General features: G+C 71.0%; 27 protein-coding genes and 1 pseudogene. 16 read left to right on the top strand and 12 right to left on the bottom strand.

Features of this window, described 5'->3' with window-relative positions; translation table 11 throughout:
* Positions 1–620: 620 nt before the first annotated feature.
* The 3 genes and pseudogenes from ASG91_RS19965 to ASG91_RS19955 all read left to right on the top strand — a co-directional run.
* Positions 621–2,477: pseudogene (locus tag ASG91_RS19965) on the top strand (hypothetical protein); the annotation flags it as partial.
* The gene (locus tag ASG91_RS19960) at positions 2,410–3,489 is read left to right on the top strand and encodes a DUF11 domain-containing protein (RefSeq protein WP_162257560.1); all 1,080 of its coding nucleotides are present in this window, start codon (positions 2,410–2,412) and stop codon (positions 3,487–3,489) included. The pseudogene ASG91_RS19965 and the gene ASG91_RS19960, both read left to right, overlap by 68 nt.
* A 142-nt stretch (positions 3,490–3,631) precedes the next feature.
* Positions 3,632–4,099: a hypothetical protein gene (locus tag ASG91_RS19955; RefSeq protein WP_056924396.1), complete on the top strand. Its 468-nt coding sequence runs from the start codon at positions 3,632–3,634 to the stop codon at positions 4,097–4,099.
* A gap of 113 nt (positions 4,100–4,212) precedes the next feature.
* On the opposite strand, the gene ASG91_RS19950 is transcribed toward ASG91_RS19955, so the two are convergent.
* Positions 4,213–4,794, bottom strand: a complete 582-nt coding sequence (locus ASG91_RS19950) for a hypothetical protein (RefSeq protein WP_056924395.1) — start codon at positions 4,792–4,794, stop codon at positions 4,213–4,215.
* A gap of 93 nt (positions 4,795–4,887) precedes the next feature.
* Here ASG91_RS19950 and ASG91_RS19945 point away from each other — a divergent pair, with 93 nt between their 5' ends.
* Positions 4,888–6,090 (top strand): cytochrome P450, encoded by a 1,203-nt coding sequence (locus ASG91_RS19945; RefSeq protein WP_056924394.1) that lies wholly within the window; start codon positions 4,888–4,890, stop codon positions 6,088–6,090.
* Here ASG91_RS19945 and ASG91_RS19940 read toward each other — a convergent pair.
* Positions 6,074–7,018, bottom strand: coding sequence for an SAM-dependent methyltransferase (locus tag ASG91_RS19940; protein ID WP_056924393.1), 945 nt, complete (start codon positions 7,016–7,018; stop codon positions 6,074–6,076). The two genes, ASG91_RS19945 and ASG91_RS19940, sit on opposite strands and share 17 nt — an antisense overlap.
* A 50-nt stretch (positions 7,019–7,068) precedes the next feature.
* Between ASG91_RS19940 and ASG91_RS19935 the strand changes: the two genes are divergently transcribed.
* From ASG91_RS19935 to ASG91_RS19895, 9 genes are all read left to right on the top strand, one after another.
* Positions 7,069–7,965 (top strand): Rossmann-like and DUF2520 domain-containing protein, encoded by an 897-nt coding sequence (locus ASG91_RS19935; protein WP_056924392.1) that lies wholly within the window; start codon positions 7,069–7,071, stop codon positions 7,963–7,965.
* Positions 7,966–7,983: 18 nt separating this feature from the next.
* Entirely contained in the window at positions 7,984–8,934 is a 951-nt protein-coding gene (gene panC / locus ASG91_RS19930) for a pantoate--beta-alanine ligase (protein WP_056924391.1), read from the top strand.
* A gap of 2 nt (positions 8,935–8,936) precedes the next feature.
* Entirely contained in the window at positions 8,937–9,362 is a 426-nt protein-coding gene (panD, locus tag ASG91_RS19925) for an aspartate 1-decarboxylase (RefSeq protein ID WP_056924390.1), read from the top strand.
* Complete coding sequence (locus tag ASG91_RS19920; protein WP_056924389.1) at positions 9,355–11,031, top strand: L-aspartate oxidase; 1,677 nt, start codon at positions 9,355–9,357, stop codon at positions 11,029–11,031. The genes panD and ASG91_RS19920 overlap by 8 nt, the downstream gene beginning before the upstream one ends.
* Positions 11,028–11,906 (top strand): carboxylating nicotinate-nucleotide diphosphorylase, encoded by an 879-nt coding sequence (nadC, locus tag ASG91_RS19915; RefSeq protein ID WP_056924388.1) that lies wholly within the window; start codon positions 11,028–11,030, stop codon positions 11,904–11,906. The genes ASG91_RS19920 and nadC overlap by 4 nt, the downstream gene beginning before the upstream one ends.
* A gap of 197 nt (positions 11,907–12,103) precedes the next feature.
* The gene (lysS, locus tag ASG91_RS19910) at positions 12,104–13,561 is read left to right on the top strand and encodes a lysine--tRNA ligase (protein ID WP_200961382.1); all 1,458 of its coding nucleotides are present in this window, start codon (positions 12,104–12,106) and stop codon (positions 13,559–13,561) included.
* Positions 13,558–13,743 carry a hypothetical protein gene (locus tag ASG91_RS19905; RefSeq protein ID WP_056924387.1) on the top strand — a complete coding sequence of 62 codons (186 nt, stop codon included), beginning with the start codon at positions 13,558–13,560 and terminating at the stop codon, positions 13,741–13,743. The genes lysS and ASG91_RS19905 overlap by 4 nt, the downstream gene beginning before the upstream one ends.
* Positions 13,744–13,819: 76 nt before the next feature.
* Positions 13,820–14,152, top strand: coding sequence for an Lsr2 family protein (locus tag ASG91_RS19900; RefSeq protein WP_056924386.1), 333 nt, complete (start codon positions 13,820–13,822; stop codon positions 14,150–14,152).
* Positions 14,153–14,300: 148 nt separating this feature from the next.
* Entirely contained in the window at positions 14,301–14,744 is a 444-nt protein-coding gene (locus ASG91_RS19895) for a (2Fe-2S)-binding protein (protein ID WP_056924385.1), read from the top strand.
* On the opposite strand, the gene ligD (ASG91_RS19890) is transcribed toward ASG91_RS19895, so the two are convergent.
* Both ligD (ASG91_RS19890) and ligD (ASG91_RS19885) read right to left on the bottom strand, forming a co-directional pair.
* Complete coding sequence (gene ligD / locus ASG91_RS19890) at positions 14,741–15,622, bottom strand: non-homologous end-joining DNA ligase (protein ID WP_056924384.1); 882 nt, start codon at positions 15,620–15,622, stop codon at positions 14,741–14,743. The genes ASG91_RS19895 and ligD (ASG91_RS19890) overlap by 4 nt on opposite strands.
* Entirely contained in the window at positions 15,615–16,559 is a 945-nt protein-coding gene (gene ligD / locus ASG91_RS19885) for a non-homologous end-joining DNA ligase (protein WP_056924383.1), read from the bottom strand. Before ligD (ASG91_RS19885) ends, ligD (ASG91_RS19890) begins: the two co-directional genes overlap by 8 nt.
* 104 nt (positions 16,560–16,663) lie before the next feature.
* On the opposite strand from ligD (ASG91_RS19885), the gene ASG91_RS19880 reads away from it, so the two are divergent.
* Complete coding sequence (locus ASG91_RS19880; RefSeq protein ID WP_056924417.1) at positions 16,664–17,554, top strand: Ku protein; 891 nt, start codon at positions 16,664–16,666, stop codon at positions 17,552–17,554.
* A 27-nt stretch (positions 17,555–17,581) separates the two neighbouring features.
* Here the strand turns inward: ASG91_RS19880 and ASG91_RS19875 are convergent, their stop codons facing one another.
* The 3 genes from ASG91_RS19875 to ASG91_RS19865 all read right to left on the bottom strand — a co-directional run bounded on the left by ASG91_RS19875 (position 17,582) and on the right by ASG91_RS19865 (position 20,130).
* Positions 17,582–18,337, bottom strand: coding sequence for an ABC transporter permease (locus ASG91_RS19875; protein WP_056924382.1), 756 nt, complete (start codon positions 18,335–18,337; stop codon positions 17,582–17,584).
* A gap of 1 nt (position 18,338) precedes the next feature.
* Positions 18,339–19,355 (bottom strand): ATP-binding cassette domain-containing protein, encoded by a 1,017-nt coding sequence (locus ASG91_RS19870; protein ID WP_056924381.1) that lies wholly within the window; start codon positions 19,353–19,355, stop codon positions 18,339–18,341.
* Between the two features lie 130 nt (positions 19,356–19,485).
* Positions 19,486–20,130, bottom strand: a complete 645-nt coding sequence (locus ASG91_RS19865; RefSeq protein ID WP_056924380.1) for a PadR family transcriptional regulator — start codon at positions 20,128–20,130, stop codon at positions 19,486–19,488.
* A gap of 44 nt (positions 20,131–20,174) precedes the next feature.
* Between ASG91_RS19865 and ASG91_RS19860 the strand changes: the two genes are divergently transcribed.
* Both ASG91_RS19860 and ASG91_RS21500 read left to right on the top strand, forming a co-directional pair.
* Positions 20,175–20,912, top strand: coding sequence for a DNA-formamidopyrimidine glycosylase family protein (locus ASG91_RS19860; protein WP_371262074.1), 738 nt, complete (start codon positions 20,175–20,177; stop codon positions 20,910–20,912).
* Positions 20,848–21,003 carry a zinc finger domain-containing protein gene (locus ASG91_RS21500; RefSeq protein ID WP_371262073.1) on the top strand — a complete coding sequence of 52 codons (156 nt, stop codon included), beginning with the start codon at positions 20,848–20,850 and terminating at the stop codon, positions 21,001–21,003. Before ASG91_RS19860 ends, ASG91_RS21500 begins: the two co-directional genes overlap by 65 nt.
* Before the next feature lie 51 nt (positions 21,004–21,054).
* Here ASG91_RS21500 and ASG91_RS19855 read toward each other — a convergent pair whose 3' ends face one another.
* Genes ASG91_RS19855 through ASG91_RS19835 form a run of 5 tightly spaced genes read right to left on the bottom strand, consistent with a single transcriptional unit; the run spans position 21,055 to position 25,998 of the window.
* Positions 21,055–22,155, bottom strand: a complete 1,101-nt coding sequence (locus ASG91_RS19855; RefSeq protein WP_056924379.1) for a VWA domain-containing protein — start codon at positions 22,153–22,155, stop codon at positions 21,055–21,057.
* 2 nt (positions 22,156–22,157) lie between these two features.
* Positions 22,158–23,144 carry a VWA domain-containing protein gene (locus tag ASG91_RS19850; protein WP_056924378.1) on the bottom strand — a complete coding sequence of 329 codons (987 nt, stop codon included), beginning with the start codon at positions 23,142–23,144 and terminating at the stop codon, positions 22,158–22,160.
* Positions 23,141–24,076 (bottom strand): DUF58 domain-containing protein, encoded by a 936-nt coding sequence (locus ASG91_RS19845; RefSeq protein WP_235545808.1) that lies wholly within the window; start codon positions 24,074–24,076, stop codon positions 23,141–23,143. Before ASG91_RS19845 ends, ASG91_RS19850 begins: the two co-directional genes overlap by 4 nt.
* Positions 24,055–25,092, bottom strand: a complete 1,038-nt coding sequence (locus tag ASG91_RS19840; RefSeq protein WP_056924377.1) for a MoxR family ATPase — start codon at positions 25,090–25,092, stop codon at positions 24,055–24,057. Before ASG91_RS19840 ends, ASG91_RS19845 begins: the two co-directional genes overlap by 22 nt.
* Before the next feature lie 24 nt (positions 25,093–25,116).
* Positions 25,117–25,998 carry a S1C family serine protease gene (locus ASG91_RS19835; RefSeq protein ID WP_235545806.1) on the bottom strand — a complete coding sequence of 294 codons (882 nt, stop codon included), beginning with the start codon at positions 25,996–25,998 and terminating at the stop codon, positions 25,117–25,119.
* Positions 25,999–26,028 lie beyond the last annotated feature (30 nt).

Below are 26,028 nucleotides of genomic sequence, written 5' to 3'. Positions count from 1 at the left end.
TCACGTGCACCAGCTCGCCGTACGCGGTGACCCAGGCCGACGTCGACGCCGGTTCGGTGGCCAACACCGCGACCGCCCATGGCCTGACCCCGGGTGGCACTGACGTGCCGTCCAACCCGTCCGGCACGACGACGCCGACGCCCACGTCGACCGGGCTGAGCCTGGTGAAGTCCGCTGCGCTCACGACCGACACGAACGGNACGCCGGTTCGGTGGCCAACACCGCGATCGCGCACGGCCTGACCCCGGGTGGCTCCGACGTGCCGTCCAACCCGTCCGGCACGACGACGCCGACGCCCACGTCGACCGGGCTGAGCCTGGTGAAGTCCGCTGCGCTCACGACCGACACGAACGGTGACGGCAAGGCCGGCGTGGCTGACCAGATCACCTTCTCCTTCGTCGTGACCAACAACGGCAGCACCACGCTGCACAACATCACCGTCGCGGACCAGCTCGTCGCCCCCGCCGGCCCGGCCGTCACGGTGACCTGCCCGTCGGGGAACCTGACCCCGGGCGCCTCGGTCACGTGCACCAGCTCGCCGTACGCGGTGACCCAGGCCGACGTCGACGCCGGTTCGGTGGCCAACACCGCGACCGCCCATGGCCTGACCCCGGGTGGCNGTCGCCCCGGCCGGTCCCGCGGTGACGGTGACCTGCCCGTCGGGGAACCTGGCCCCGGGCGCCTCGGTCACGTGCACCAGCTCGCCGTACGCGGTGACCCAGGCCGACGTCGACGCCGGTTCGGTGGCCAACACCGCGACCGCCCATGGCCTGACCCCGGGTGGCTCCGACGTGCCGTCCAACCCGTCCGGCACCACGACGCCGACCCCGAGCAGCACCGGCCTGACGTTGGTGAAGTCCGCAGCCCTGACCACCGACGCGAACAACGATGGCAAGGCCGGCGTGGCTGACGAGATCACGTTCAGCTTCCTGGTGAAGAACACCGGCACCGTGACCCTGCACAACATCACGTTGGCGGACCAGCTCGTCGCCCCGGCCGGTCCGGCCGTCACGGTGACCTGCCCCACCGGTGACCTCGCGCCGGGTGCGAGCCTGACCTGCACCTCCAGCGCCTACACGGTGACGCAGGCCGACGTCGACGCCGGGTCGGTGGCCAACACCGCGACCGCGCACGGCCTGACCCCGGGTGGCACCGATGTGCCGTCCAACCCGTCCGGCACGACGACGCCGACGCCCACGACGACCGGGCTGAGCCTGGTGAAGTCCGCTGCGCTCACGACCGACACGAACGGTGACGGCAAGGCCGGCGTGGCTGACGAGATCACGTTCAGCTTCCTGGTGAAGAACACCGGCACCGTGACCCTGCACAACGTGACGGTGGCGGACCAGCTGGTCGCCCCGGCCGGTCCCGCAGTGACGGTGACCTGCCCGACCGGTGACCTCGCGCCGGGTGCGAGCCTGACCTGCACCTCCAGCGCCTACACGGTGACGCAGGCCGATGTGGACGCCGGGTCGGTCGCCAACACCGCGACGGCGCATGGGCTGACGCCGGGTGGCACCGACGTGCCGTCGAACCCGTCACAGACGACTACCCCGACCCCGAGCAGCACCGGCCTAACGTTGGTGAAGTCCGCTGCGCTCACGACCGACACGAACGGGGATGGCAAGGCCGGCGTGGGTGACGAGATCACGTTCAGCTTCGTGGTGAAGAACACCGGCACGATCACGCTGCACAACATCTCGGTGGCGGACCAGCTGGGCGCCCCGGCCGGTCCTGCGGTGACGGTGACCTGCCCGGCTGGTGACGTGGCGCCGAGTGCCTCGGTGACGTGCACCTCCAGTGCGTACGTCGTGACCCAAGCGGATGTGGATGCCGGTTCGGTCGCGAACACGGCGACCGCGCACGGCCTGACCCCGGGCGGGACGGACGTGCCGTCCAACCCCTCGGGCACCACCACCCCGACCCCGACCAACACCGGCCTGTCCCTGGTCAAGTCAGCCTCGATCAGCACCGACAGCAATGGTGACGGCAAGGCCGGTGTGGCTGACGAGATCACCTTCAGCTTCCTGGTGAAGAACACCGGCACGGTGACGTTGCACGACGTGACGGTGGCGGACCAGCTGGTCGCCCCGGCCGGTCCCGCGGTCACGGTGACGTGTCCGTCGGGGAACCTGGCCCCGGGCGCCTCGGTCACCTGCACCAGCTCGCCGTACGCGGTGACGCAGGCCGATGTGGATGCCGGGTCGGTGGCCAACATCGCGATCGCGCACGGCCTCACGCCGGGTGGGACGGACGTGCCGTCGAACCAGTCGCAAACCACGACCCCCACCCCGACCGGCACGGGCCTGTCCTTGGTGAAGTCGGCCTCGATCAGCACCGACACCAATGGTGACGGCAAGGCCGGCGTGGTTCGTGGTGAAGAACACCGGCACCGTCACCCTGCACGACGTGACGGTGGCGGACCAGCTGGTCGCCCCGGCCGGTCCTGCGGTGACGGTGACCTGCCCCACCGGTGACCTCGCCCCGGGCGCCTCGGTCACGTGCACCAGCTTGCCGTACGCGGTGACGCAGGCCGATGTGGACGCCGGATCGGTGGCGAACACGGCTACCGCTCATGGGCTGACCCCGGGTGGCACTGACGTGCCGTCCAACCCGTCCGGCACGACGACGCCGACCCCGACGTCGACCGGCTTGTCGCTGGTGAAGTCCGCGGCCCTGACCACGGATGCGAACAACTTCGTGGTGAAGAACACCGGCACCGTCACCCTGCACGACGTGACGGTGGCGGACCAGCTGGTCGCCCCGGCCGGTCCTGCGGTGACGGTGACCTGCCCGGCCGGTGACCTGGCACCGGGTGCGTCGGTGACCTGTACCAGCTCGCCGTACGCGGTGACGCAGGCCGATGTGGACGCCGGATCGGTGGCGAACACGGCTACCGCTCACGGGCTGACCCCTGGCGGCGGCCACGTGCCCTCGAAACCGTCCGACACGGAGACGCCTACCGCGTCGACGTTGGGGATGAAGCTCGTCAAGTCCGCCCATCTGACCTTGGACGCGAACCATGACGGTGCGGCCGAGCTCGGCGACGAGGTCACCTACCGCTTCGCCGTGACCAACACGGGGTCAGTCACGCTCCACCATGTGAAGGTCGACGACCAGCTCGTCGCCCCGGCGGGCCCGGCCGTGGCTGTCACCTGCCCGACGTCGACCCTGGCGCCAGGGACCTCCATGACCTGTGCGTCCAGTCCGTACACCATCACCCAGGCCGACGTGGACGCCGGTTCGGTGGCGAACATGGCGACCGCACACGGGCGCACGCCGGCTGGCGAGGACGTTCCGTCCAATCAGTCGGGTGTCCGGACGCCGACGATCGGCGATCGACTGGCCTTCGGCGGCGTCGCACGTGGGGTCCTGGCCTTCACGGGATCCAACGCGATCACCCTTGCGGGCCTTGGCCTGCTCGCCCTCGGACTGGGTCTCGGGCTGACCTTCGTTGGCCGCCGGCGTAGGAGCCAGGAGACGCGATGACGGCAGTCAACACACGCGCTGACAGGAGTCCGGCAACGCGATGAGACAGATCGAACCAGCCACAGCAAGCAATCTCGAATGGAGCACCACCATGCAGCATCCAGTAACACCCGGCCAGCATCAGGGCACGCACCGCAGACTCGTGCGAGGCACGGCGGCGCTGGCTCTCATCGCCTCAGGCTTGGTCGGAGCCTGCTCGGGCGGGAACAGCGGCAAGGCCACCACCCAGGACGATCAGCCCAAGCCCTCGTCCTCCGCGACCGGTTCGGCCAAGGACTCGGCCAAGGACTCGGGCAAGGACTCGGGCAAGAACTCGGCGAGCGCTGAGGCCGTGGGGGCTCGGTCGGACCTCCAGGGGTTCACGTGCGACGCAGCGAGCACTGGGGTCTGGTCGGCCAGCGGCAAGGTGGTCAACTCCACGAAGAAGTCTGCCAAGTACACCGTTGACGTGGCCGTCGCTTCGGTCAAGACATCCACCGTGGTGGGAAGCGCCACCAAGACGCTCACGGTCGACTCCGGGAAGACGGTCAGCTTCACCGTCCCGACGGTGGCCACACGCAAGGGAGACGGCTTTGCCTGCACCCCGCACGTGACCCGAGCGGCCGACTAGGAGAACCGCTGCCCCGGTCAGCCGCACACCCCGGTCAGCCGCACACCCCGGTCAGCCACAAGCCCTCAGTCGGCCCCAAGCCCTCGGTGCGCCGAGAGCCATCGCTCAGGTGATCAGCCGGGGCAGCCGGGGATGTTCTGGATCGTGGTCGCGGCACCCTTGTCGTCGATCTGGACCAGCACGGTGTTCTCGCGGTCGGCGAGGCCCTTGAGGTCGCCGGCGTCCACCGACTTGGTCTGCAGTGGCTGGTCTGCCGCGATGCAGTGGTGGTAGAGGATCCGGGCGCCGTCGGCGAGGGGGATCGTGTAGGTGAGCTTGGCGTTCTGGTTCTCGTAGGGGACCTTGCCCTTGAACGGGCCGGTGGGGACACCGTCCTTGGCGAGCTTGCCGTCGTCGAGCTTCTTCCAGGTCCAGCGGTCGAGCTCGATGTAGGAGACGCCGCCCACCTCACCGGTCTTGGTGACGACGCCGAAGTCGTAGTTGCGGCCCTTGACGTCGGAGGTGGGGGTCTTGGGAGTTGATGAGGTCTTGCTCGCGCTGGGCACCTTTGCGGTGACGGTCGGGGTGACGGTCACGGTGACGTTCCCGCCGGAGCCGGGGGTGTCGGATCCGCAGCCCGACAGGAGGGCGACGACGGCGAGAGCCGCAAGGGATCCTGCAGCGGTGGTCGCGCGCAGGCGGTGCTGGAGCTTCATGGGGACGGGGGTCCTTTCGAGGGGCAGCAACACTCAAGTCTGCCCTCCACGGAGCGCCTGACAAAACTCGATCATCTGCGGCAGGCTGCGAAGGTGCCCACACAGCCCCCCGTCGATGCTGCCGACTTCCTCGACCTGACCGACCCCGAGACGGTCGCCGACCCCTACCCCCACCTGGCCACGCTGCGATCAGCTGCACCGGTCGCGTGGCACAGCGGCATGGGCGTGTGGCTGGCCACCGGCCACGCCGAAGCGGGTGCCGTGCTGCGCGACCGACGTCTCGGCCGGGTCTTCGGACCCCGCACACCCGAGGCCGACTGGGACACCTTCAACTGGCTGCACGCCGACTCGATCCTCGACAGCGAGCCGCCCAAGCACACCCGGCTCCGCAGGCTGGTGGCCGGCGCGTTCGGTCGCGGCCACGTGCAGCGGCTCGCGCCCCGGATCGAGGAGCTGGCCGCCGGCCTCCTGGCCGACCTGCCGGACGGCGAGTTCGACGTCATCGAGCACTACGCCGAGCCGTTGCCGGTGCTGGTGATCGCCGAGCTGCTCGGGGTCCCCGAGGCCGACCGGCACCACCTGCGCCCGTGGTCGCAGGCGATCGTGCGGATGTACGAGGTGGGCCGGACCCAGGCCGACGAAGCGGCGGCGCGCGAGGCGGCCGGTGCCTTCGCGGCATACGTCGAGGCGCTCGCTGCGGACCGCGCGAAGGCGCCGGGTGACGACCTGCTGACCGACCTCGTCACCGCGCGTGACGGGTCGGACCGGCTGTCGGCTCACGAGCTCGTGGCTACCGCGGTGCTCCTGCTCAACGCCGGGCACGAGGCGAGCGTCAACGGGTTCGGCAACGGGCTGCACTCCTGGCTGACGGCCCCCGACCGACAGGCGCTCGACGTCGCCGACGACGCGGCGGTCGCGCGGATGGTCGAGGAGTTCCTGCGGCACGACTCGCCGCTGCACCTGTTCGAGCGCACGGCGAAGGAACCCGCCGAGGTGGTCGGCATCGCGTTGCAGCCCGGCGACAAGGTCGCGGCTTTGCTCGGCGCGGCCAACCGCGACCCGTCGGTCTTCGCAGACCCCGACCGGTTCGACGCCTCGCGGGACCCCAACCCCCACCTTGCGTTCGGTGCCGGCATCCACTTCTGCATCGGTGCGCCGCTGGCCCGGCTGGAGCTCGAGATCTCGGTGCGCACGATGCTCAGCCGGTTCCCGGACCTGCAGGTCGTCGAGGCGCGGCGCAGGCCGACCTTCGTGCTGCGGGGCTTCGAGCAGCTGGTGGTCAGCCCACGCGCTTGACGGCCCACAGGAAGTCGCCGAACCCGCCCGGCGCGACGAGGGCGGCCGCTGCGGACCCGGAGGCGAGGGCCTTCAGGTAGGCGCGCGGGTCGCTGCCCGCCAGCTCGATGGGCGGGGTGCGCCCGTCGACGCCGAGGCCGCGCAGCGCGGTCCGCTGGTCGACCAGCTCGTCGTGGTCGAGGGAGTCCATCGCGACGTGCGCGGTGAGGTCGCAGGTGCCGTCCGGCAGGGGGACGACCTGCTGCCCGCGCCGGTATGCCGTGAGGGTGCCTGCCGTGGGCCGGTCGCCGCCGCGGTGGCCGTAGTCCACGGCGACCACCACCCCACGGACCACCCGGCTCACCAGGTCGGCCCAGGCCCGGTCGCGGGGGAGGCCGATCTCCACGCGTTCGCCGGGTGTGTCGGTCGGCCAGTGTGCGGTCGCCCAGTCGAGGTCGTCACCCCCGACCGCGTCGCCACGGGACTCCGCACCTGTCACCGGGTCGACCAGCAGGTGGCGCAGCACGCCCCGGTCGTCGACCTCGGCGACGGGGCACGGGACGACGTCGAGCCACTCGTGCGCGACCACGAGTGCGCCGTCGAGGTGGTTGAGCTCGTCCGGGAGGTCAGGCCCACCGGGGGCGACCAGCCACCCCACGGAGGCAGCGAGCGACGCCGGCCTGGCCACGACGTCGACGCCGGTGAGCCGCAGAGCCGGCTCCGCGGCATACAGGTGGCCGAGCAGCTCACCGCGGCCGGCGCCGACGTCGACCACGTGGGTGAGGCCGTTCTCGCGGGCCAGTCGGGCGAGGGCGGCGCCGAGGACCTCACCCGGCCCACCGTGGGTCGCGGTGCTGAAGTGGCCGGCCGGACCCGAGCCCGAACGGTAGAAGCCGCCGGGGCCGTAGAGGGCCTCCTGCCACGCCACCTGCCACGCCACCGGGGTCACCCGCCCAACCTACGGCCGACCCGACATCCAGCGAGAGATAGGTTGGGCCGGTGACTTCGGCCGACGAGCGTCCCGCCCGCCTCGACGTCGGTGTGGTCGGTGCCGGTCGGGTCGGTGCCGTCCTCGGCGCGGCCCTGCAGCGCGTCGGGCACCGGGTCGTGGCCGTCTCGGGAGTCAGCGAGGAGTCGCGCGACCGCGCCGCCCGGCTGCTGCCCGGCACACCGGTGCTCGCGCCGGAGGACGTCGTGCGGCAGGCCGAGCTGGTGGTCCTGGCCGTGCCCGACGACGCGCTCGCCGACCTCGTCGCGGGGCTCTCTGCGACGCGGACCTGGCAGGCCGGCCAGCTCGTGGCGCACACGTCCGGGCGGCACGGGCTCGAGGTCTACGCGCCCGCGCTCGACCAGCACGTCCTCGGGCTCGCCCTGCACCCCGCGATGACCTTCACCGGCACGGGCCTCGACCTCGACCGGCTCGTCGAGTGCTGCTTCGGGGTGACCGCGCCCGAGCCGCTGCGCCCGGTGGCCGAGGCGCTGGTCCTCGAGATCGGCGCCGAGCCGGTCTGGATCGAGGAGTCGGCCCGCGGGCTCTACCACGCGGCGCTGGCGCACGGTGCGAACCACCTCGTCACCCTGATCGCCCAGTCGCTGCAGGCGCTGCGTGCGGCCGGCGTGGAGTCGCCGTCCCGGGTGCTGGGACCGTTGGTGTCCGCCGCGCTCGACAACGCGCTGCGGGCGGGTGACGCTGCCCTCACCGGACCGGTCGCGCGCGGCGATGCCGGTACCGTTGCCGAGCACCTGCGACAGCTCGAGAGCCTCACCCCCGACATCCGTCCGACCTACGTGGCGCTGGCGCGGGCGACTGCCGAGCGGGCGCTGGCCAGCGGCCGGCTCAAGCCGCACGTGGCCGAACCCCTGTTGGACATCCTCGCCACCGACCAGGAGCGATAAGTGAGCGAACAGCCCGGTATGCCGTCCACCCCGGCGGGCGCGGCCGTCACCGACCTGCCCCAGCCCGGGCGAGTGGAGCCGGTGGTGGCCAGGACCCGCGAGGAGCTGCACGTCGCCCGGCGGGCGCTGACCGACGGCGACGTCGCGGTCGTGATGACGATGGGTGCCCTCCACGAAGGTCACGCGACCCTCATCGAGACCGCCCGGCAGCGCGCCGCCCACGTGGTCGTCACGATCTTCCTGAACCCCCTGCAGTTCGGGCCGCGGGAGGACCTGTCGCGGTACCCACGCACGTTCGACTCGGACATGGAGATCTGCCGTCGGGCCGGCGTGGACCTCGTCTTCGCGCCGACCCCCGACGTGATCTACCGCGACGGCGACCCCGGGGTGCGCATCTCGGCCGGCCCGCTCGGCAACGTGCTCGAAGGCCAGGCCCGACCCGGCCACTTCGACGGCATGCTGACCGTGGTCGCGAAGCTGTTCCACCTCACCCGCGCCGACTCGGCCTACTTCGGCCAGAAGGACGCCCAGCAGCTCCTGCTGATCCGCCGGATGGTCCGTGACCTCGACTTCCCGGTGCGGGTGGTGTCGGTGCCCACGGTGCGCGAGGCGGACGGGCTGGCGATGAGCAGCCGCAACACCTACCTCACCGACTCCGACCGCGAGACGGCGCTCTGCCTGTCACAGGCGCTGCGCGCGGGTGCGGCGGCCGCAGCCGAAGGCCCCTCGGCGATCCGCCGCGCAGCGCGCACGGTCCTGGTGCGCGAGCCGCTGGCCCTGATCGACTACCTCGTCCTCGTGCATCCCTACACCCTCGAGGACGTGCCCGAGTGGTACCGCGGTGAGGCGCTGTTGGCCGTCGCCGGTCGGGTCGGCACCACCCGGCTGATCGACAACCTGCCGATCAAGGTCGGTCCGGGCGGGGGAGCCCTCGAGGTGTTCACCGATGTCGACTCCGCAGGGGTGTGACCATGCAGCGCTTCATGCTCTACGCCAAGATCCACCGGGCGACGGTCACCCAGGCCGACCTGCACTACGTCGGCTCGCTGACGATCGACCGCGACCTCATGGACGCGGCCGGGCTGCTGCCCGGTGAACAGGTCGACGTCGTCGACGTCGACAACGGCAACCGGCTCACGACCTACGCGATCGAGGGCGAGCGGGGCAGCGGGATCGTGTGCATCAACGGCGCCGCCGCGCGGCTGATCTCGCCCGGTGACACCGTCATCATTATCGCGTATGCCGCGATGGACGACACCGAGGCGCGGACCTTCGAGCCGCAGGTCGTCTTCGTCGACGACCACAACCGGATCGTCGAGGTCGGCCACGACGGCGGCGACGTCCCCGAGGGGTTCGGGCTCAAGACCTCCGCGGTCACCCGCCGCCACCATGACTGACCTGGTGGTCCCGCGCCGTCTCGTCGCGGGCGAGCCGGGGTGGACCACCTCCGCCGACGTCGTCGTGGTCGGCTCCGGCATCGCCGGGCTGACGACCGCGCTGCGGCTGCGCCAGCGGGTCGACCGCGTGCTGCTGGTGACCAAGACGGTGCTCAACGAGGGCTCCACCCAGTGGGCCCAGGGCGGCATCGCCGCGGCCCTCGACCCGGGGGACTCACCCGAGGAGCACCTGCACGACACCTTGGTCGCGGGCTGCGGCATCTGCGACGTCGCCGCGGTGACCGCGCTGGTGCACGAGGGCCCGGCCCGGGTCCGCGAGCTGGTGGCTCTGGGTGCGGAGTTCGACCGCGATGCCGAGGGTGAGATCAAGCTGACCCGCGAGGGCGGGCACCACAAGGACCGGATCGCCCACGCCGGCGGCGATGCCACTGGCAAGGAGATCTCGCGCGCGCTCATCGCGGCCCTGCACCGGGTGCAGGACGACCCCGGCATCGAGGTCATCGAGCACGCCCTCGTGGTGGACCTGTTGCAGGACCAGGACTCTCGCGTCTGCGGTGTGACGCTCCACGTCATCGGCGAAGGTCAGATGGACGGCGTGGGAGCCGCCACGTCGCGCGCAGTCGTCCTGGCCACCGGCGGCCTTGGCCAGGTCTACTCGGCGACCACCAACCCGTCGGTCGCGACGGGTGACGGCATGGCGGCCGCCTTGCGGGCCGGGGCGGTCCTCGCCGACGTCGAGTTCGTGCAGTTCCACCCGACCGTGCTGTGGCTCGGCGAGGGGTCGAGCGGGCAGCAGCCGCTCATCTCCGAGGCGGTTCGCGGAGAAGGGGCGTTCCTCGTCGACCGCGACGGGGTGCGGTTCATGCAGGGCCGGCACCCGTTGGCAGACCTCGCGCCCCGGGACGTCGTCTCGCGCGCCATCGTCGACCGGATGCAGGAGACCGGCGAGCGGCATGTCTTCCTCGACGCGCGCCACCTCGGCCGCGAGTTCCTGGAGGCACGGTTCCCGTCGATCGTGGCGCGCTGTCGCGAGCTCGGCTTCGACACGGCCACCGAACTGCTGCCCGTCGCCCCGGCGCAGCACTACGCCAGCGGCGGGGTGCGCACCGACCTCGTGGGTCGGTCCTCCCTCGACGGGCTCTACGCCTGCGGCGAGGTGTCCTGCACCGGGGTGCACGGGGCCAACCGGCTCGCCTCCAACTCCCTGCTCGAGGGGCTGGTCTTCGCGCACCGGATCGCCGACGACATCAGCGAACGGCTGGCGCGGGGCGAGCTCCCCCAATCGACCCCGGGTGCGCCCAGTGGCGCGGCCGCGCTGCTCGACGGCTCCGCCCGCGTGCAGGTGCAGGCGGCCATGACCGACGGGGCCGGGGCCGTGCGCTCGGCGGCCTCCCTCGCCAGCACGGCGGAGGCCTTGCGCGACCTCGCCCTCGCGGCGACCTCGACCGAACCCGACCCGGACTCGTGGGAGACGACCAACCTCCTGCACATCGGGCAGGTCCTGACCCTGGCCGCCTCCCTGCGCGAGGAGACCCGGGGTGGGCACGTCCGCAGCGACCACACCGAGCAGGTCGACCCCCGGTGGCGCGGGCACACCCTGCTCGTCCGCGGGGCCGACACCCGCGTCACCACGACCTTCGAGCCCGTCGCCGAACAGGACCTGACGTGACCGACCTGGCCTTCCCCGAGACCGACGCCCTCGCCGTCATCCGCACCGCCCTCGACGAGGACCTCGGCGGCCCTGACGGGGTGGATGTCACGACCGCCGCGACGATCCCGGTCGAGCAGGTGAGCACCGCGCACGTGGTCGCGCGCGAGGGCGGCGCGCTGGCCGGCATACCACTGGTCGCGATGGTCTTCGACCAGGTGGCGCGACGGATCGGCGCAGAGCCGCTCCAGGTCACGACCACGCGGTCGGACGGCGACGTGGTCGCGAAGGGCGACGTCGTCGCGGTCCTCGAGGGCTCGACCCAGGTCACCCTCGTCGGCGAGCGCACCATGCTCAACCTCGTCTGTCGGCTGTCGGGCATCGCGACGCACACCCACCGATGGGCCGAGCGGCTGGACGGCACCGGCGCAACCGTGCTCGACACCCGCAAGACGACACCGGGGCTCAGGGCTCTGGAGAAGTACGCGGTCCGCGCGGGTGGGGGCACCAACAAGCGGATGGGCCTCTACGACGTGGCGATGATCAAGGACAACCACAAGCTCGCCGCCGGCTCGCTGAGCAAGGCGTATGCCGCGGTGCGGGCGCAGTTCCCCGACGTCCCCGTGCAGGTCGAGGTCACCACGACCCAGGAGGCGCTCGAGTCGGTCGAGGTCGGGGCACGGTTCCTGTTGTGCGACAACATGTCCGTCAACCTGCTGCGCGAGACGGTGCAGGCCGTGCGGGCGACCGGCGAGCACGTCGAGCTGGAGGCCACGGGCGGGCTGACCCTCGACGTCGCGCGCGCCTATGCAGAGACCGGGGTGGACTACCTGTCCGTCGGCGGGCTCACGCACTCCTCGCCGATCCTCGACCTCGCCCTCGACCTCGTCGACTGACCCCCTCGGTTCGATGTAAACGCGCCGGTGGTCGTCGGCGCGTTTACCTCGAACCGGCTGGGCGCGGGGCACCGTATGCCGGTCGGTACCCTTTGCGGGTGAGCCAGACCCCCGAGAGCACCACCTCCGCCGAGGTGGCCCAGCCCGACACCGGCGCGATCGACACCGCCGTGTCGGACACCGACCTGCCCGAGCAGATGCAGGTGCGTCGTGACAAGCGTGACCGGTTGCTGGCGGAGGGGAAGCAGGCGTTCCCGGTGACGGTGCCCCGCACCCACACCCTCGCTGCGGTCCGCGAGCAGTGGGGCCACCTCGAGACCGGCGAGGAGACCCAGGACGTCGTCGGCGTTGCCGGCCGGGTGATCTTCATCCGCAACACCGGCAAGCTCGCCTTCGCCACCCTCCAGGAGGGGATCGGCACCCGGCTCCAGGTGATGCTCAGCCTCGCGGAGGTTGGCGAGGACGCCCTCGCCGAGTGGAAGTCGACCGTCGACCTCGGGGACCACGTCTTCGTCGAGGGGCGGGTCATCTCGTCGCGTCGCGGCGAGCTGTCGGTGATGGCGACGCGGTGGGAGATGGCGTCGAAGGCGCTCCGCCCTCTGCCGGTGCTGCACAAGGACCTGTCCGAGGAGTCGCGCGTGCGGCAGCGCTACGCCGACCTCATCGTGCGCCAGGAGGCGCGCGACATGGTGCGCACCAAGGCCACTGCGCTCTCGGCGATCCGCGGGGTGCTGGAGGCGCAGGGCTACCTCGAGGTCGAGACGCCGATCATCCAGCTCGTGCACGGAGGTGCGGCGGCCCGGCCGTTCCGCACCCACATGAACGCGTTCGACCAGGAGATGACCCTGCGGATCGCGTTGGAGCTCAACCTGAAGAAGGCCGTCGTCGGCGGCGTCGACCGGGTCTACGAGATGGGCCGCATCTTCCGCAACGAGGGTGTCGACGCGACGCACAGCCCCGAGTTCACGATGCTCGAGGCCTACCAGGCCTACGGCGACCAGACGACGATCGCGACCCTCATGCGTGACGTCTTCCTCGGGGTCGCCGACGCGCTCGGCTCCCGCCAGGTCGAGACGGCGGCGGGCACCGTCGACCTCGACGGTGAGTGGCGCTGGCTGCCGGTCTACCAGGGTGTGTCCGACGCAGTCGGTGAGGTCGTCACCATCGACACCGACGTGGAGACCCTGCGCGGGTATGCCGCGAAGCACGACGTCGCGATCGACCCCGCGTGGGACAAGGACAAGGTGTTCCTCGAGCTGCTCGGCGAGCTCGTCGAGCCGGGCCTGCTCCAGCCGACCTTCCTCTGCGACTACCCGGCCATCGCCCAGCCCCTGGCCCGCCCGCACCGCAGCGAGCCCGGGCTGATCGAGGCCTGGGACCTGATCATCGCCGGCGTGGAGCGCGGCACGGGGTTCTCCGAGCTCGTCGACCCGGTCGTCCAGCGCGAGGTGCTGACCGCGCAGTCGGTCAGGGCCGCGGGCGGTGACCCCGAGGCGATGCAGCTCGACGAGGACTTCCTGCGGGCCCTGGAGTACGGCGCACCGCCGATGGGTGGCCTCGGGTTCGGGGTCGACCGGCTCGTCATGCTGTTCACCGACGCGAGCATCCGCGAGACCATCCTGTTCCCCCACCTGAAGCCCGAGGTGTCCCGATGAGTGGCGTCTGGCCCTACATCGCCGCGCTGATCCCGTCGGCCGGCGTCGGCTTCCTCTTCTGGCTCGTCATCAAGAACATGATCGAGGGCGACCGCAAGGAACGCCTTGCGCATTCGCAATGGGACGCTGCCCACCCGGAAACCCCTCCTGTTTCGGAGAATTCAAAGGGCGCCGACAAATAGCTTTCGGCATTCATTTCCCCTTTTCTGTGCGAGCCGATAGTTTTGGCTCGTCCTCATAACTGCGGAAAGGATTCCGATGGCCCAGCGTGTCAACATCGTGCTCGAGGACGACCTCGACGGCTCCGAGGCCGACGAGACCGTCACCTTCGCCCTCGACGGTGTCTCCTACGAGATCGACCTCAACGCGAAGAACGCCGCCGCGCTGCGTGATTCGCTGGCGCAGTACGTTGGTCACGCCCGTCGCGCCGCCGGCCGTCGTCCTGCTGGTCGCCCGGCTGCCGCCAGCCGTGGTACCGGAAAGCGCGACCTCGCGGACGTCCGTGAGTGGGCCCGCTCCAACGGCCACCAGGTGAGCGACCGAGGGCGCATTTCCGCCGAGGTCCAGGCCGCCTACGACAAGGCGCACTGACCTGCAGGTCAGCCACGTTCCGGAGGGTTCGCAGCCCCTTTCCTGGAGCTGGCGCGACATTGTCGAAAAGCAGCGTTCGGGAATCGACCCCCTGCACGAATGGCGGGAACGCCTGAGCATCTCGACCGCTCGTCAGTATGCCGCCGTCGTGCCCGAGTCGATGCCCTCCGCCTTCGTGCTGCAGTGGACCCTCGAGGCCGCGGCCGAAACCGGCGTGCACGCAGCCAGGCACGACTCCGTGGTGGTGCACCCCTTCGCCGCGGGGCTGAGCTTCGAGCTGCAGCCGAGCCAGCTCTACCCCGTCGCAGCCCAGTACGAGCGTGGGCGGGCGGTCGCCACCACGATGCCCCTGGCCGACCGGCTGGAAGCCGCTCAGGCGGCATACCGGTCCGACGCGGTCGAGCTCGCGCTCGGCTACCGCTCGACGGTGAAGCTCGGTAAGCACAGCCGACGGGCGATGGTCGACGACGTGTGGGCGATGACCCTCGCCCGCGCCAGCGGGCAGCGCCCGCCAGCGCGCGGGTCGTGCTGCTTCATCTACGTGCTGCCCGGCGTGCACGAGTGCTCCGGCTGCCCGCGGGTGGTCGGCTAGACCAGCAGGTCGGCGAGCAGGTCGCCGTCGGACTCGAGCCGGTCGAGCACCTCGTCGAACATCAGCTGCTCGAACTTCTTCCCTGCGGCGCCGGCCTCGACCTCGTCCCACGATCGGGGGGCGGCCACGGTCGGGGTCTCCTTGCCGCGCATGGAGTAGGGGCACACGGTCGTCTTGGCGGCGACGTTCTGGCTCCAGTCGAGGAAGATCTTCCCGGGACGCAGCGACTTGGTCATCTTCCAGACGATGAGGTCGGGGTGCTTCTTGGTGAGCTCCTGCGCGAGCTGCTGCGCCAGGTCACGGGTCTGGTCGGAGGTCAGGTCGCCGGGGAGTCCAGCGTAGAGCTGCATTCCCTTGCTGCCACTGGTGACCGGGTAGAGATCGAGACCGAGCGCGCCGAGTCGGTCGCGCACCATGAGGGCTACCCGGGCGCACTCCTGCAGCCCCGCCGGCGAGCCCGGGTCGAGGTCGATGACGAGCCGGTCGGGGTGCTGTCGCTCGCCGTCGAGCACCCGCCACTGCGGGATGTGCAGCTCGATGGAGTTGAGGTTGACCAGGTAGGTCAGGTGGGCCAGGTCCGCCACCATCGGGTAGGTCACGTCGTCGATCTTCACGCGGGGGAGCCACGAGGGAGCACCCGACGGCAGGTTCTTCTCGAAGAAGCTCTGGTCGCCGGTGCCGTGCGGCCAGCGCACCCGGGTCAGCGCCCGGTCGGCGAGGTGGGGGAGCAGCACGTCGGCGACCTGCGCGTAGTAGTTGAGCACCTCGCCCTTGGTGGTCTCGGTCGACGGGAACAGGAGCTTGTCGAGGCTGGTCAGCTTGAGCGTGCGACCCGCGACCTCGACGCGCGTCGCCTGCGGGACGTAGCGCTCAGGCACCGTCCACCTCCTGGAGGTCGTCGGGCGTCAGGTCGGTGCGCATGCCGAGGTATGCCGGCTGGCGCAGCCTCCCGTCGCGCGTCACCTCCAGGGCGCGCGCCTCGACCACCACGACCGGGTCGACCCAGGTCGCGCCGACGCTGTCGAGTCGCGGCACCTCGTCGCTGAAGGGTGAGTCGGTCCTGGTGTGCGGAGCGAGTGCCTCGGCGAGCTGGACCGCCGCGCGTCCGGCGATCCCGCTGCCCATCCGCCCGGCGAACCGCCACCCGCCAGCGCCGTCGGGCACGCCCAGCAAGACCGCGCCGAGTCGACCGGAGTCGTTGGTCTTCTCGGCCCGCCAGCCGCCCACCACCGCGGAGATCGCCGTGCGGTGCGGCGACTTGAGCCAGTCGGACGAGCGACGCCCCGGCAGGTACGGCGCAGACCGGCGCTTGCTCACCACCCCCTCCAGCCCCTGCTCGAGGGTGGCGGCGAACAGCTCCCGGCCGTCCTCGTAGACCGGCGGCACCTGCCAGTGCCGGCCGGAGAGGTCGAGCCGTTCGAGCAGCTCGCGCCGCGCCGACAGTGGCTGGGCGGTGAGGTCGGAGCCATAGAGCCGCAACAGGTCGAAGACCATCAGGGTCACGGGTCGCACCGCCGACAGCCGCTCGGCCTTGCGCCGGTCGCGCACGTGCATCCGGTCGGCGAGCGCCCCGAACGAGGGTCGGCCGCCGTCGAGGGCGACCACCTCGCCGTCGAGGAGCATGTCGTCGTAGGTCTCGGCCAGTGGCAACAGCTCGGGGAAGCTCACCGTCACGTCGTTGCCGATCCGAGAGGTCAGCGTCAGCACCCCGTCGTGGACGTCGGCAAGCACGCGCATGCCGTCCCACTTGACCTCGTGCAGCCATTCGTCACCGTCGGGGATGACGGTGGTGGGACTGGCCAGCATGGGGCGCATGGGGCCATCCTGACGCATAGGCTGGTTCCCACGTGCGAGGCCCGAGGTGTCTCGTCAGGGACGGGGGCCTGTCCGCGGGCAGGCCGATGGAGAGGACGACCAACATGCGAGCGATCTGGAAGGGTGCGGTGTCCTTCGGCCTGGTCAACGTGCCGATCCGCCTCTACTCCGCCACCGAGAACCACGACGTGCAGTTCCGGCAGGTGCACCGCGAGGACGGCGGCCGCATCAAGTACCAGCGGATCTGCAGCATCGACGGCGAGATCGTGTCCTACGACGACATCGCCAAGGGCTACGAGACCGAGGACGGCGAGATGGTCGTGCTCACCGACGAGGACTTCAAGGACCTGCCGGCCAGCAGCAGCAAGGAGATCTCGGTCGAGAAGTTCGTCCCGGCCGAGCAGATCGACCCGATGTTCTACGACAAGTCCTACTACCTCGAACCCGACAAGGCCTCGACCAAGCCCTACATCCTGCTGCGCGACGCGCTCGAGAAGGAGAACCGCGTCGCCGTGGTGACGGTCTCGATCCGCACCCGCATGACGATGGCCGTCCTGCGGGTCCACGAGGGGGTCATCCTCATGCAGACGATGTTGTGGCCCGACGAGATCCGCAAGCCCGACTTCGCGACGCTCGACGACGACGCCAAGGCGACCAAGCAGGAGCTCGCGATGGCCGACCTGCTCATCGAGCAGCTTGCCGGTGACTACCAGCCCGACGACTACGAGGACGACTACGCCGCCGCGCTGCAGTCGCTCGTCAAGGCCAAGGTCGAGGGCGGCGAGGTCCAGTTCACGCCCGAGTCCAAGGATGAGTCGGGCGAGGTCGTCGACCTGCTCGCGGCCCTCAAGAAGTCCGTCGACAAGGCCAAGGCATCACGAGGCGAGTCGACGTCGGACTCCAAACCGGCCGCGAAGAAGACGGCGGCCAAGAAGACCACGGCCAAGACCACGGCCAAGACTGCTGCCAAGAAGGCGGCCAAGAAGGCCAGCTGACCAGGCCGGCAGGCGCGGCCCCGAGAGCTAGGCGTTCTCCTTGCGGAACGTCGCGGTGCCCCACCAGAGCGCGATGGCGAACAGCACGACGGCCCAGACGCTGCCCCACATCACGCCGTTGGCGCCGAAGTCGCCGAGGAACGACCCGCGGACCCCGTCTGTGATCCAGCGGAACGGCATGAAGTCGCTGGTTCGCTGGAGCCAGTCGGGGCCGATGGTCATCGGCAGGAGGATGCCCGACAGCAACAGCACCGGCATCATCACGACGTTGATGACCGGGGCCATGACGTCCTCGCTCTTGGTGGTGAGGGCCAGGGCGTTGGACGCCGCGGCGCAGGCCCCACCGACGAGGAGGGTGAGCAGCACCCCGAGGACGACCCCACCCAGGGGGGCGTCCATCCCGACCCAGTAGCCGAGGCCGACCAGCACGAGGGCCTGGACGAGCAGCTGCAGCAGGTCGCGCCACAGGCGCCCCATGAGCAGGGCGGTGCGGCTGGCCGGTGTCACCCGCTCGGCCTCGATGACGCCGTCCCGCCACTCGGAGATCAGCCCGAACCCGGCGAAGAACGCGCCGAACATGCCGAGCTGGACGAGCATGCCGGGGACGAAGAAGGTCCAGGTGTTCTGGACGCCGAGCTGCTCGGCCATCGGCTTGAGCAGGGGGCCGAAGAGGAACAGGTAGAGGATCGGCTGCATCAGGCCGATCAGCACCCAGGCGGGGTTGCGCAGGTTCATCCGCAGCTGGCGGCGGAAGACGATGAAGGACTCACGCAGGAACTGCACGTCACTTCTCCTTCGAGGTCGGGTCGGCCGGGGCAGACGACTCCGCGTCGCGCAGCGAGCGGCCGGTGAGGGTGAGGAAGACGTCGTCGAGGGTGGGCCGCAGGACCTCGATCGACTCGAGGTCGATGTCGGCAGCGCGGAGGTCGGCCAAGAGCCCGGGCACCGCCTTGCCGGCGCGCTGCACCCGGGCACGGACGTGGTTGCCGTCGATCTCCACGGCGTCCCGGCCGTCGCTGTCGGTCTCGGCGATCGAGTCGAGCCGCTTGGCCGCCTCGGCGACGAGGTCGGGGTCGGCGACCTCGAGGTCGACGAGGTCACCGGACACCTGCGCCTTGAGGTTGTCGCTCGTGTCGGCCGCAATGATCTTGCCGTGGTCGATGATGATGATCCGGTCGCTCAGGGCGTCGGCCTCGTCGAGGTAGTGGGTGGTGAGGAACACCGTCGCCCCGCGCCGCTTGCGCAGGTCGGCGATGTGGGTCCACAGGTTGGCCCGGGCCTGCGGGTCGAGCCCCGTCGTCGGCTCGTCCAGGAAGACCAGAGTCGGCTCGTGGATCAGCCCCATCACGATGTCGAGGCGGCGGCGCTGGCCACCCGACATGGTCTTGGGCTGGCGCCCCCACAGCCCCTCGAGGTCGAGCTGGCCGAACAGCTCCTGGCCGCGACGCCGGGCGTCGGCGGCAGACATGCCGTAGAGCATCCCGTGGTCGACGACCTCGTCGCCGGCGCGGGCGAACTGCCCCGTGGCACCGCTCTGGGAGACGTAACCGATCGACCGGCGGACCTGCTCCGACTCCTTGACGACGTCGAAGCCGGCCACGGTGGCCGTCCCCGCGGTGGGCCGCAGCAGGGTGGTCAGCATGCGCAGCGTCGTCGTCTTGCCCGCGCCGTTCGGCCCGAGGAACCCGACGACCTCACCCTCCGCCACGTCGAGGTCGACGCCGTCGACGGCGCGCACCTCGCCCTTCTTCCTGCCCTCGCGCGTCTGGAAGGTCTGCACCAGACCTCGTGCGTGGATCATCGCTCGCTCCTGTTGGTATTCAAACTTGAATAGGGCCAGTGTTCAACATTGAACACGGAGACGTCAAGCCGCCCCCACGGATGGCTGTCAAGGTAGACCGGCGGACCGACAAGAACTCATCGGCGACCGCTCATCGCTGGCGGGCGATGAGCTCCACGTAGCGCTGGCGGTCGGTGGCCATCTGCCAGCCGGGGTCGTCGGCCGGCGCCTGCCAGTCGGCCGGCTCGCCGCGCAGACCGAAGTCGCCACGATCCACCCGGGCGACCAGGGTGACCAGCCACTCACGCTCGGTCTGCCCCATGCCCATCCAGAGGTCGGCCAGGGCGAGCACGTGCGGCGGCACCGCGCCGGCCGGGACCTCGTGCGCCAGCTGGTCGCGCGTCGTGGCGTCGAGGTTCGCGAGCCGGGTCTGCAGGGCCTCACGGACGGCCGTCCGGCTCATCAGCGGCATCAGTGCCATGCCGGTGTGGAAGGGGAGCGGCGACAACAGGTCGGGCCTCTCCACCGCCTCGCGCCAGAGCTTCTCGAACTCGCGCCGGCCGAGCGGGGTGCTCGTGTAGACCGCCACCTCGCGGCTGCCGTCGACCAGGTCGTGCCGGTCGAGGTTCCCCTGCTTCGCCAGGGTGGCCAGGCCGGAGTAGATGGAGCCCGGGTTGACGTGGGCCCAGTCCTCGACCTGCCAGGAAAGCAGCTCCCGACGCAGCTGGTAGCCGTTGACCGGCTCGAACAGCATGACGGTGCCGAGCAGCAGGAGTCGGGTCTCGGTGGCCGCCATGGGGTGCAGTGTAGGCAGCGTCCTCGATCCGTGATGATGGCTTCATGCCCGAAGGCCACACCCTGTTCGCGCTCGCCCGTGACCTCGACGCGGCATACCGTGGCACGCAGCCCACGGCGACGAGCCCCCAGGGCCGCTTCGCCGCCGGGGCGGCGCTGATCTCGGAGCGCACCTTCCTGCACGCGACCTCGTGGGGCAAGCACCTCTTCGTCGAGTTCGAGGGCGACGCGTGGCTGCACGTGCACCTCGGCCTCATCGGCACGTTCACCGTCGACCACCACCGGTATGCCGGTGAGGCACCGGTCGTGGGCCAGGTGCGGTTGCGGCTGGCCACCGAGGACCACGTCGCCGACCTGCGGGGTCCCAACCTGTGCGCGGTCATCACGCCCGAACAGGTGGAGGCGGTGACGTCACGCCTCGGGCCGGATCCCCTACGGCCGGAACCGGATCCGGACCTGGCCTGGCGCCGGATCTCGCGCAGCAGCAAGACGATCGCCGAGCTGCTCATGGACCAGGCGGTGCTCGCGGGGGTCGGCAACGTCTACCGCAGCGAGGTGCTCTTCCGAAAAGCGCGTCGACCCGTTCCGTCCGGGGCGGGAGATCCGGCGCTCGACCTGGGACGCCATCTGGCTCGACCTCGTCGACCTGCTCCCCCTCGGAGTGGCGACCGGGAAGATCGTCACCGTCGAGGAGCAGGTCGAGGAGGTCAGGGAGCGCATGGCGGTCGGCCAGGTGGACCGCCTCACGGAGCGCAGCTCCTACGTCTACAAGCGGCAGGGTGAGCCGTGCCTGGTCTGCGGCTCGCGGATCCGCACCCGCATCGTCGGCGGACGGAACCTGTTCTGGTGCGGCCGGTGCCAGCGCCGTCGGTGAGAACCTGACGTCGTCCACGGAAAGCCGTCAGCCGACCGGGTGAGCGGCCGGTCACTGGGGGTGCGCGGACCAGCGCCCCGCGAGCCAGAGGCCGAGCAGCAGCATCAGCGCCGCCACTCCGGCGAAGCCCACGCTGATCTCGACGTCGCGCTCCTGCAGGTCGACGTGCTTGGGCAGGTCGCTGAGCACTCCCTGGAGCTGGTCGGCGTCGCTGGCCTTGAAGTACTCGCCGCCGGTGGTCCGGGCCACCGTCTGCAGGGCCGCCTCGTCGACGACCAGGAAGTTGCGGCCGCCGGGCCCGAGCCCGCCACCGAAGCCGCCGGGCGGGCCGTCGAAGAGCCCACCCCCGAGCTGGTCGCTGGTGCAGACCATCTGGGTCGGCTCGGTCGTGCCGAAGCCGATCGGGAAGACCCGCACCCCGCGGGCCGCGGCCTGGACCGCCGCCTCCTCCGGGGTCACGCCACGGGTGTTGGCGCCGTCGGTGAGGAGCACGACGATCTCGGGCACCGTCTTGGCCTTCTCGGGCGCCGGCGTCGGCGTGCCCGGGGTGGGCGACTGCGAGTCAGGGCCCTCGCCGGTGCCGTCCCCGGTGTCGGCCGGGGCGACCGAGGGGTTGATCTCGGAGATGGCGTCGATCGACTTGAGGATCGCCGCGCCGATCGTGGTCCCCCGCCCCGTGGTCAGCCCGTCCACCGCCTTCAGCAGGTCGTCCTTGTTCGTCGTCGGTGCCACGGCGACCTGCGCGAAACCCGAGAAGACCACGAGGCCGATCCGGGTGCGGTCGTCCTGCTTGTCGATGAACTGCCGGACCGCCTCCTGGGCAGCCGCGAGTCGGTTCGGGTCGACGTCGGTGGCGCACATCGACCCCGAGACGTCCACGGCGAGGATCACGGCCGAGCTCGAGATCGGCACCTCGGCGCGCACCTGCGGTCGCCCAGCGGCCAGTCCCAGCAGGGCCAGGCTGCCGAGCACCAGGACCAGTGGCACGTGGCGTCGCCACATCCGCTGGCGGGGGATGACCGCGCGGATCAGGGCCACGTTGGAGAAGCGCACGGCGTTGCGGCGGCGGCGCCGCAGCTGCCAGAGGTATGCCGCGACGAGCACCGGGATGGCCAGCAGGCCCAGCAGGGCGTAGGGGAGGGCGAAGGACACGGCTACACCACCCGTCCCGACCGGACCACCGAGACCCCGGCGCCCAGCAGGAGCAGCAGCGCCGCGGCGGCGGCGAACCACGACGTGATCTCGCGCTCCTCCGTGCGGGCGGTCCAGGTCAGGTCGATGTCGGTGTAGACCTTGCTGAGGGCGGCCGTGTCGCTCGCGGCGTAGTAGGCGCCGTCCGTGGTCTCGGCGATCTGCTTGAGGGTGGCCTCGTCGAGACGGGTCGCGACCTGGAAGCCGTCGACCTCGAGGACCGTGCCCTGGGGGCTGCCCAGCCCGATCGGGTAGATCCGCACGCCAGCAGTGGAAGCCAGCTGAGCGAGGACCAGCGGGTCCGGGTCGGTCGTGTTCTCGCCGTCCGACAGGAGCACCACCGCCGCGGACCCGTAGTAGCCGAGGTCCTCGCCCCCTGCGCTGCCGTCCTCCCCGGTCTCGTCGACGCTGATCGGCTTGCCGGCGATGGCACTGATCGACGACACGATCCCGCGCCCGAGCGCCGTGCCGCCCTGGGGGGTGAGCCGCTCGATGGCGGCCAGCACCTCGGCGCGGTTGTTGGTCGGCTGCTGCGAGATGACCGCCGAGTCGCCGAACGCCACGACCCCCAGCCGGATCGTCGAGGGCTGCTTCGCGACGAAGGCGCGGGCAGCTGCCTTGGCGGCGTCGAGCCGGGTGGGGGAGAGGTCCTTGGCGGCCATGCTCGTCGACACGTCGAAGGCCAGGATGACGGTGCCCTCCCGCCGGGGCTCGGCCACCGTGGCCGCAGGTCGGGCCAGCGAGACGAGCAGGAGCGTGAGGGCGGCTAGCAGCAGCAGCGGCGCGACGTGCCGCCACCGGTCCGGGCGCGCAGCCGAGGCGGCGACGAGTCCCTCGGCAGCCAGCCGGGCCCGCCCGAGCTCGCGCTTGCGCAGCTGGGCCCGGTAGGCGACGACCAGGACCGGCACGGCGAGGAGGGCGAGCAGCATGAGCGGCCACGTGAAGGTCATCGCCGCCTCCGTCGCCGCAGCTCAGAGATGCGGACCAGGGCTCGCACGAGGTCGTCATCGGTCGCGACGGGATGGATGTCGGTGCCGGCCCTCCGGGCGGCGGCGACGAGCTCCTCCTGGCGCTGCTGCGACGCTGCCGCCAGCCGCTCCCTGAAGACCGGGTCGTTGGTGTCGACGAAGATCTGCTCACCGGTCTCGGCATCCTCGACGTAGACCATGCCGACTGCCGGAAGCTCGGACTCACGGGGGTCGACCACCTGGATGGCGACGACGTCGTGCCGCCGGGTCAGCAGCGACAGGGGCTGCTCCCACCCCGGCTGGGTGATGAAGTCGGAGACGATCACCAGGAGCGAGCGGCGGCGGGCCAGGCCGAGTGCTGCCCGCAGCAGCCGCGACAGGTCGGTCGTGTCCTTGGCCGGGCTGGGGGTTGGCGGGCGCAGCAGCGCCCGGCTGATCCGCAGCACCTGCTTGCGGCCCTGCCCGGGCGGGATGGTTGAGATGTCGCCGTCGAACATCGCCGCGCCGACGTGGTTGCCGCCCCTGGTCAAGATGTGGGCGATCGTCGTCGCGATCTCGGCCAGTACCAACGACTTCTGGCGGTCGACGGGTCCGAAACCCATCGAGGCCGACCGGTCGAGCAGCAGCCAGGCGGTGACCTCGCGGTCCTCCACGTACTCACGGACGTAGGGGGTGTCCATGCGAGCCGTGACGTTCCAGTCGATGTGCCGCAGGTCGTCGCCCGGCTCGTACTCGCGCAGGTCGGTGAAATCGATCCCGGTCCCGCGGAAGAGCGTCCGGTAGTCGCCCTGCAACCGGCCGTCGAGCCGGCGCACGACGCGCCACTCCAACCGCCGGAGCAGGCTCTCGGCGGTCAGTGGCGTCCACGGACCGGACCCGGGTGGTCCGGTGCTCAGCGCTGTCCGGTCGTCCACGAGGTCTCGGTGGTCTGGGGCTGTCGGCGGTCGCGCAGCGGCACGTCCGGCATGGTCACCGCGTCGAGGATCGGGGTGAGCAGGTCGTCCGGGCCGATGCCCTCGGCGAGGGCCTCGTAGGACAGCACGAGGCGGTGGCGCATGACGTCGCGGGCGAGGTCGCGGACGTCCTGCGGACGGGCGAAGTCGCGCCCGCGCAGGAACGACAGGGCCTTGCCGGCGAGGACCAGGTTGATCGATGCGCGCGGGCTCGCGCCGAACGACAGGTAGCGGGCGAGGTCGGGCAGGCCGACCGACCCGGGCGAGCGGGTCGCGCCCACCAGCCGCACGGCATACTCGATCACGGCTGGGTCGACGTAGACGGCGTCGGCCTCCTTCTGGAACTCGACCAGCTGCCCCGGCTCGAGCACCCGGTGGGCCACCTCGTAGTTCGTCGTCATCCGCTCGACGACGACGAACTCCTCTGAGGGAGTGGGGTATCCGATGAGAGTCTTGAGCATGAAGCGGTCGACCTGCGCCTCGGGGAGCGCGTAGGTGCCCTCCGACTCGATCGGGTTCTGGGTCGCCATCACGAGGAACGGGTCGGGGGCCTTGAAGGTCTCGCGACCGATCGTGACCTGGCGCTCCTGCATCACCTCCAGCAGCGCGCTCTGGACCTTGGCGGGCGCGCGGTTGATCTCGTCGGCCAGCACCAGGTTGGCGAAGACCGGCCCGAGGGAGACCTGGAACTCGCCGTCCTTCTGGTTGTAGATCCGGGTGCCGATGACGTCGGCGGGCACCAGGTCGGGGGTGAACTGGATCCGCTGGAACTCGCCGCCGACCGCCTGCGCCAGGGTCTTGATCGCCATCGTCTTGGCCAGACCGGGGACGCCCTCGACGAGTAGGTGGCCGCGCGCGAGCAGCGCCACGAGCATCCGCTCGAGCAGGAGGTCCTGACCGACGATGGTCTTCTTGACCTCGTAGAGCGCCTGCTCCAACGGGTGCTGCCGACCGAGATCGGGGCGGTGCGGTTCCATGCGCTCTCCTCGGGTTGCGATGCGCTACTGCGGTGGGCTGCCGGCGACGCCGCCGGCCGTGGCGATGGGCACGGCGAAGCCGATGCCGACGAAGAAGTTCTGTTCGGAGGGGTTCGCGAGCCCGGTGACGATCCCGATCACCTGTCCGCCCTTGTCGAGCAGGGGCCCGCCCGAGTTGCCGGGGTTGACGGCCGCATCGAACTGGATCAGGCCCTCGAGGGTCTGGCTGTCGTTGACCCGGATCTTGCGGTCGAGTGCGGAGACCACGCCTGCCGAGAGAGATCCGTTGAGCCCCAACGGATGTCCGAGGGCGAAGACCGGGTCGCCCACCTGCGCGCCGCCACCGAGGACCGCCGGGACGACGACCTGGGGGAGCCGTTGCGGGGCGAGCACGGCGATGTCGGTGGCCTTGTCCTTCTCCTTGACCCCGGCAGGAGACGAGGAGCCGTCCGAGAACGTCACCTCGATGCTCGTGGCTCCGTCGACCACGTGCAGTGCGGTCAGCACCGAGCCGTCAGCGCTCACGACCACCCCGGCGCCGGTGCCGCGTTGCGGACCTGAGGAGTTGGTGAGTCGCGTCGCGATGGTCACGAGTGAGGGCAGCGCGACCTGGTATGCCGCGGCCGCGTCAGGGGGTGCCTTGGCCGCCTCCTCCTGGGCCTTGGCGATGCCGTCCTGGACGGCCTTGTCGACGTCGGTGGCGGTGATCGGAGGAGTCTCCGGGCCTCGGGTCAGCGCGTAGGTGCCCACGACGAGCAGCGCCGCGACGAGGAGGACGGCCACCAGCCACCGCCGGTGGGCCCGGGCCAGCTCGGTGAGGCGGGCCCGCCGACCGGGGGCGCCGGAGTCCTCGTCGGCCACCCCCTGGGGCGGATCGACGACTAGGGGCGAGCCGAGCCGGTCCACCTTTGCGAGCGTACGTCCGATCCTCGTCGC

Origin of the sequence: Phycicoccus sp. Soil802, assembly GCF_001429605.1 — a bacterium.
Classification (GTDB): domain Bacteria; phylum Actinomycetota; class Actinomycetes; order Actinomycetales; family Dermatophilaceae; genus Pedococcus.
This window is presented reverse-complemented; position numbering and strand designations above follow the sequence as displayed.

What these genes read in the sequence shown, in the direction of transcription:
- panC (WP_056924391.1), top strand. Translation starts at nt 7,984, where the DNA reads ATGCCGTCCACCCCGGCGGGCGCGGCCGTCACCGACCTGCCCCAGCCC.
- ASG91_RS19840 (WP_056924377.1), bottom strand. Translation starts at nt 25,092, where the DNA reads ATGGAACCGCACCGCCCCGATCTCGGTCGGCAGCACCCGTTGGAGCAG.
- ASG91_RS19920 (WP_056924389.1), top strand. Translation starts at nt 9,355, where the DNA reads ATGACTGACCTGGTGGTCCCGCGCCGTCTCGTCGCGGGCGAGCCGGGG.
- panD (WP_056924390.1), top strand. Translation starts at nt 8,937, where the DNA reads ATGCAGCGCTTCATGCTCTACGCCAAGATCCACCGGGCGACGGTCACC.
- lysS (WP_200961382.1), top strand. Translation starts at nt 12,104, where the DNA reads ATGCAGGTGCGTCGTGACAAGCGTGACCGGTTGCTGGCGGAGGGGAAG.
- ASG91_RS19865 (WP_056924380.1), bottom strand. Translation starts at nt 20,130, where the DNA reads ATGGCGGCCACCGAGACCCGACTCCTGCTGCTCGGCACCGTCATGCTG.
- ASG91_RS19900 (WP_056924386.1), top strand. Translation starts at nt 13,820, where the DNA reads ATGGCCCAGCGTGTCAACATCGTGCTCGAGGACGACCTCGACGGCTCC.
- ASG91_RS19850 (WP_056924378.1), bottom strand. Translation starts at nt 23,144, where the DNA reads ATGACCTTCACGTGGCCGCTCATGCTGCTCGCCCTCCTCGCCGTGCCG.
- ASG91_RS19860 (WP_371262074.1), top strand. Translation starts at nt 20,175, where the DNA reads ATGCCCGAAGGCCACACCCTGTTCGCGCTCGCCCGTGACCTCGACGCG.
- ASG91_RS19880 (WP_056924417.1), top strand. Translation starts at nt 16,664, where the DNA reads ATGCGAGCGATCTGGAAGGGTGCGGTGTCCTTCGGCCTGGTCAACGTG.
- ASG91_RS19870 (WP_056924381.1), bottom strand. Translation starts at nt 19,355, where the DNA reads ATGATCCACGCACGAGGTCTGGTGCAGACCTTCCAGACGCGCGAGGGC.
- ASG91_RS19950 (WP_056924395.1), bottom strand. Translation starts at nt 4,794, where the DNA reads ATGAAGCTCCAGCACCGCCTGCGCGCGACCACCGCTGCAGGATCCCTT.
- ASG91_RS19905 (WP_056924387.1), top strand. Translation starts at nt 13,558, where the DNA reads ATGAGTGGCGTCTGGCCCTACATCGCCGCGCTGATCCCGTCGGCCGGC.
- ASG91_RS21500 (WP_371262073.1), top strand. Translation starts at nt 20,848, where the DNA reads ATGGCGGTCGGCCAGGTGGACCGCCTCACGGAGCGCAGCTCCTACGTC.
- ligD (WP_056924383.1), bottom strand. Translation starts at nt 16,559, where the DNA reads ATGCGCCCCATGCTGGCCAGTCCCACCACCGTCATCCCCGACGGTGAC.